This window comes from Micromonospora sonneratiae (assembly GCF_042679305.1).
Taxonomy (GTDB): domain Bacteria; phylum Actinomycetota; class Actinomycetes; order Mycobacteriales; family Micromonosporaceae; genus Micromonospora_H; species Micromonospora_H sonneratiae.
In genome coordinates, this window is sequence record NZ_JBHTMP010000138.1 from 1 (window position 1) to 4,437 (window position 4,437).

Genomic DNA, 4,437 nt, shown 5'->3' on the forward strand with positions numbered 1-4,437 from the left:
AAGGACCGGGTCGGCGGCAACGGCGCAGGGGGGAGCTGCCGGGTCGGCGGCAACGGCGCAGGGGGGAGCTGCCGGGTCGGCGGCAACGGCGCAGGGGGGAGCTGCCGGGTCGGCGGCAACGGCGGTGCCGCCTGGTACGTCTCGTGGTGGCCGCCGGACCAGAGGTCGACGTCCGAGTCCGCCCACGGATCCACCGGCACCGCGGTCTCCGGGGCCTCCGGGTCACCGAACGGCAGAGCCAGCGTCGGATCGGGGGGCGGCACCGCCCGGTCGCCGTGGTCGAACCCGCCCCAGCGTCGCTTCTTCGACCTCGGTGGCGGCACGGCCGCAGAGCCGGTCCAGCGGGGCGCGACGACATCGGTCGGCGCAGCGGGCGCCTCGTCTGCCCGGGCCGCAGCCTCCGGGTCGGGAATGACCGCTGTGCCCGCCTCGTCGGCCCGGACCGCCTCGGCCGGTGTGCCCGGTTCCGTCGGCATCCCCGGCTCGACCAGGGTCTTCGGTTCGACCGCTGTGCCCGGTTCGACCGCTGTGCCTGGCTCGACCAGTGTGCGCGGTTCGGCCGGCCCGGTCGGCTCGTCGCCAGCAGAAGCCCGGGCGGGTCGGGCGGGAGTGGCTGTCGGCTTCGTCGAGGTAGCGGCGGGGGTGGCGCTGGTGTCATCAGGGCCGGCCGTTGCGGGCGGTGACTCAGGAGGCCCCGGGGTCTGGGCGGCCGGTTGGTCTTCCCCCGGCTGCGGCTCCGGCATCGCGGCAATCTCCTCTCGCGCCCGTACGAGGTTAGTACCGCCGAGCCAGCGGTCCCCGATGCCGGGACAGGACGGCAAGCCTATGATGACGCCCCGCCCGCCATCGTCGTCGGTCCGCGTACCCTTGGGCATCATGAGCATCGCGTCGACCGCACCGGGCCGTCCGGTGACCAACACCGTCTGGCCCCAGCTTGAGCCGTTGCTGCCCCAGGTGAGCAAACCCATCCAGTACGTGGGGGGCGAGCTGGGCGCGGTAGTCAAGGACTGGGACGCGGCGACCGTACGCTGGGCGCTGATGTATCCCGACGCGTACGAGGTCGGCCTGCCCAACCAGGGGGTGCAGATCCTCTACGAGGTGCTCAACGAGCTGCCCGACGTGCTGGCCGAGCGGACCTACGCGGTCTGGCCGGACCTGGAGAAGCTGATGCGGGCGCATGGCGTTCCGCAGTTCACCGTCGACGCGCACCGCCCGGTACGTACCTTCGACCTGTTCGGTGTCTCGTTCTCCACCGAACTGGGCTACACGAACCTGCTCAACGCGATCGACCTGGCCGGCATCCCGTTGCTGGCCGCCGACCGTACCGAGGAGCACCCGGTCATCGTGGCCGGTGGGCATGCGGCGTTCAACCCCGAGCCGATCGCCGACTTCGTCGACGCGGCGGTGCTCGGCGACGGCGAGGAAGCCGTACTGGAGATCACCGAGATCGTCCGGGCGTGGAAGGCCGAGGGCTCGCCCGGGGGACGGGACGAGCTGCTGCTGCGGCTGGCCCGTACGGAGAGCGTCTACGTGCCCCGGTTCTACGACGTGGACTACCTGCCCGACGGGCGGATCCAACGCGTCGTGCCGAACCGGGCGGACGTGCCGTTCCGGGTGCACAAGCGCACGACGATGGACCTCGACGCCTGGCCGTACCCGAAGAAGCCACTGGTTCCGCTGGCCGAGACGGTCCACGAGCGGTACGCCGTGGAGATCTTCCGGGGCTGCACCCGGGGCTGCCGGTTCTGTCAGGCTGGCATGATCACCCGTCCGGTACGGGAACGGTCGATCACGACGGTGGGGCAGATGGTCCAGCAGGGGCTGGAGTTCTCCGGCTTCCACGAGGTGGGGCTGCTGTCGTTGTCGTCGGCCGACCACTCCGAGATCGGTGACATCTGCTCCGGCCTGGCCGAGCAGTACGAGGGCACCAACGTCTCGCTCTCCCTGCCCTCCACCCGGGTCGACGCGTTCAACATCGACCTGGCCCAGGAACTGTCCCGCAACGGCCGACGGACCGGTCTGACCTTCGCCCCCGAGGGCGGCTCGGAGCGGATCCGCAAGGTGATCAACAAGATGGTGTCGAAGGAGGACCTGATCCGCACCGTCGTCACCGCCTACAGCAACGGTTGGCGGCAGGTGAAGCTCTACTTCATGTGTGGGCTGCCCACCGAGACCGACGAGGACGTCCTCGAGATCGCTGCCATGGCACACGAGGTGATCAAGGCGGGGCGGGCGGCCACCGGATCGAAGGACATCCGCTGCACCGTGTCGATCGGCGGGTTCGTACCGAAGCCGCACACCCCGTTCCAGTGGGCGTCGATGGAGCGTCCGGAGGTCATCGACAACCGGCTGAGACTGCTCAAGCAGGCGATCAACGCCGACCGGTCGCTGGGTCGGGCGATCGGTTACCGCTACCACGACGGCGAGCCGTCGCTGATCGAGGGGCTGCTCTCCCGGGGCGACCGACGGGTCGGCGCGGTGATCCGCAAGGTCTGGGAGAACGGCGGACGGTTCGACGGTTGGAGCGAGCACTTCTCCTACCAGCGCTGGGTGGACGCCGCCGCCGAGGTACTCCCGGGCTTCGGGGTCGACCTGGACTGGTACACCACGCGGCAGCGCGACGAGCTGGAGGTCCTGCCCTGGGACCACCTCGACTCCGGACTGGACAAGGACTGGCTCTGGCAGGACTGGCAGGACGCGCTGTCGGAGTACGAGCAGGACGACTGCCGCTGGACGCCGTGCTTCGACTGCGGGGTGTGCCCGTCGATGGACACCGAGATCCAGATCGGCCCCACCGGGCACAAGCTGCTGCCGCTGACCCCGATCAACCAGGGGTTGCGTCTGCCAGCCGGAGCCGAGAACTGACCTTCCGCCGGGCACCGGTCGGGCGGTCACGGCCCGACCGGTTGCCGGTGGCCGGCCGGGTTGCGCGAGGATGATCCGGTCAACCGAATTTTCCGAGGAGCACGACGATCAGTAGGAAACCACAGCCAGAGGGCGGCCAGGCACCGGTCGTGCAGCGCATCCGGATCAGGTACGCCAAGCGCGGCCCACTCCGGTTCACTTCGCACCGTGACTTCGCCCGCGCCTTCGAGCGGGCGCTGCGGCGTGCCGGCGTACCGGTGGCGTTCTCGCAGGGCTTCACCCCACATCCCAAGATCTCGTACGCCAGCGCAGCGCCCACCGGTGTGGCCAGCGAGGCGGAATACCTGGAAATCGGCCTGCAGGCCCCGGTGGATCCGTCGGCGCTGCGGGCCGCGCTCGACGCGGCGCTCTCGCCCGGGCTCGACGTGCTCGATGCCGTCGAGGCGCGGGGCGGGAGTCTGGCGGATCGGATCCAGGCGTCACACTGGCGGGTCGAGTTGCCCGGTGTCGACCCCGATGTCCTACGGCAGGCCGTAGCGGAATTCCAGGCCGCGCCCGAGGTGCTGGTCGAGCGGATGACCAAGCAGGGCCGGCGCAGGTTCGACGCCCGTAACGCGGTGAATCACATCGGTGTGGTCGACCCGACCGAGGCACCTTCCGGGGTCATGGGCATACCGTGTGCGATACTCGACCTAGTCGTACGGCAGGTCACCCCGTCCGTCCGACCCGATGACGTCCTTTCTGGCCTCCGCGTGGTGGCCGACCTGGAGCTGCCGGCGCCGCCAAGGGCGACCCGTCTGGCGCAGGGCACGCTGACCGCGCAGGGGGAGATCGTGGATCCGTTGGAGGCGGACCGCGACGAGGCAGCCATCGGTGAACGCTAGCCGACTCCGGTCAGCGCTCAGTTAGCCAGACTTCGGCGGTCCGTGCACCCTGCACGCTGCCGGAAACACTTTGCGGCAACCCTGCGTGGCAGCGCTCACCCGCGCCCGGGGAAGCCAGAACTGGAGAACGTCCAATGCTCGAAAACGAGCCAGAGGGCGGTGAACGGACCGGTTCGCAGCCGGCCGGCGACACTGCCGAGAGTGCTGATGCCACACCTGTGCGGCGTGCCCGCGCCGCCCGTCGGCGTACGTCGCCGCCGCCGACCGAGCCGGCCCAGACCGGGGCACCGGTAGAGGCACCGACCGTGGCCAGGAGCGCCAGCGGCGAGGCACCGGAGGCCGAGGTGCTGGCCCCGGTGGCCGGCGACACCGAAGCCGCTCCGAAGACCACGCGCCGCCGCCGAAAGGCCACCACAGCCGACAAGAAGGACGCGACGGCACCGTCCGGCCCGACCGGGGAGGCTGACCTCCCGGCCGGCCCGGAGGCCGGGCCCGATCCTTCCGCCGAAGCTGCCCCGCCGGTCAAGGCGACCCGTACCCGCCGGAAGAAGGCCGTACCGGCGGCGGCCAGGGCTGAGGGGGATGCTGGTGCCGCCGAGCCGGCCGCGCCGACCGCTGCCCCCGAGAAGTCCGAGGCCGCCGGCCCGGCCGGTGGTGAAACCGGGACGGAGGGCGGGGCCGCTGCTCC

The 4,437-nt window shown here is 71.0% G+C and carries 2 protein-coding genes and 2 pseudogenes; 3 read left to right on the forward strand and 1 reads right to left on the reverse strand.

Features of this window, described 5'->3' with window-relative positions; genetic code table 11:
- A pseudogene (locus ACFQ4H_RS34555) lies at window positions 1-743 on the reverse strand (hypothetical protein); the annotation flags it as partial.
- Between the two features lie 133 nt (window positions 744-876).
- Between ACFQ4H_RS34555 and ACFQ4H_RS34560 the strand changes: the two are divergent.
- The 3 genes and pseudogenes from ACFQ4H_RS34560 to ACFQ4H_RS34570 form a co-directional block, all read left to right on the forward strand.
- Complete coding sequence (locus ACFQ4H_RS34560; RefSeq protein ID WP_377579456.1) at window positions 877-2,865, forward strand: TIGR03960 family B12-binding radical SAM protein; 1,989 nt, start codon at window positions 877-879, stop codon at window positions 2,863-2,865.
- A gap of 149 nt (window positions 2,866-3,014) precedes the next feature.
- Window positions 3,015-3,749 carry a TIGR03936 family radical SAM-associated protein gene (locus ACFQ4H_RS34565; RefSeq protein ID WP_377579458.1) on the forward strand — a complete coding sequence of 245 codons (735 nt, stop codon included), beginning with the start codon at window positions 3,015-3,017 and terminating at the stop codon, window positions 3,747-3,749.
- 134 nt (window positions 3,750-3,883) lie between these two features.
- Window positions 3,884-4,437, forward strand: a pseudogene (locus ACFQ4H_RS34570) (ribonuclease E/G); the annotation flags it as partial.

Coding starts and splice junctions, on each gene's coding strand:
- ACFQ4H_RS34560 (WP_377579456.1), top strand. CDS start 877: ATGAGCATCGCGTCGACCGCACCGGGCCGTCCGGTGACCAACACCGTC.